The 743-nt window shown below is 63.9% G+C and carries 1 protein-coding gene; it reads right to left on the bottom strand.

The features are described 5' to 3' along the window. Window positions 1–439: 439 nt before the first annotated feature. The coding region (locus IZR01_RS51965) for a hypothetical protein (protein WP_228561481.1) at window positions 440–743 on the bottom strand (304 nt) is incomplete at its 5' end.

Genomic DNA, 743 nt, shown 5'->3' with positions numbered 1-743 from the left:
GCTCGCAACAGCCAGCTGTCGGGTGTCGGGTGTCGGGTGTCGGGTGTCGGGTGTCGGGTGTCGACATCCCCGGCAGATGTTGCTGTCCGCGCCCGCACTCGCCAGCCTAGAATGCGTACTCTCGGGACTGCCGCGCTGCCAGTACCTAGACCGGCGGCCGAACTCGCCGAGCCGCCGGTCCCGCACCACCAGTTTTGTACTTCTCCGGTCGGTTTTCGGTTCGTTCCCCTCGGTCGCGTCGGCAGGGCTTCGCCTACAGCGCCGGTGGCCGGGAGTCAAGTTCGCGCTATCAAAACCGCAGCTTGCGGGCTCGACCGCAACCGCGCGGACTTTACTCCCGGACACCGGTGCTGTACCCCTTGGGGCTGACGACGCGACCGTGGGGAACGGACCGTAGCCACCTCACAAACCGCAGGCGCAGGGCCCTGACCCGGCCACCCTATGGAACCGCGCCAGTTCCCCGAGGGAGCCAAGAGCCCCCGCCGGAGGCGCCGGGCTCTTCATCACAGTTTTTGACCTTGACTGTGCCGTTGACCTTGACTGTGCCGTTGACCTTGATCTGGCTGTTGATCTTGCAGTTGATCTGGTTCTTGTTCCGACCTGCCGGAGTTGAAGAGGCCTGAGATGCGGCGGGATCGTGAACGCGAAAACCGGCAGCCAACAAGCACACCCACCGCCTCGAACCCCGAACCGGCACAACCATGACCGAAGGCCGTAAAAAGCTTTGAAACCCACAACCAAAC

It is taken from the genome of Catenulispora pinisilvae, from assembly GCF_015356865.1.
GTDB classification, from domain to species: Bacteria; Actinomycetota; Actinomycetes; order Streptomycetales; family Catenulisporaceae; genus Catenulispora; species Catenulispora pinisilvae.
This window is presented reverse-complemented; position numbering and strand designations above follow the sequence as displayed.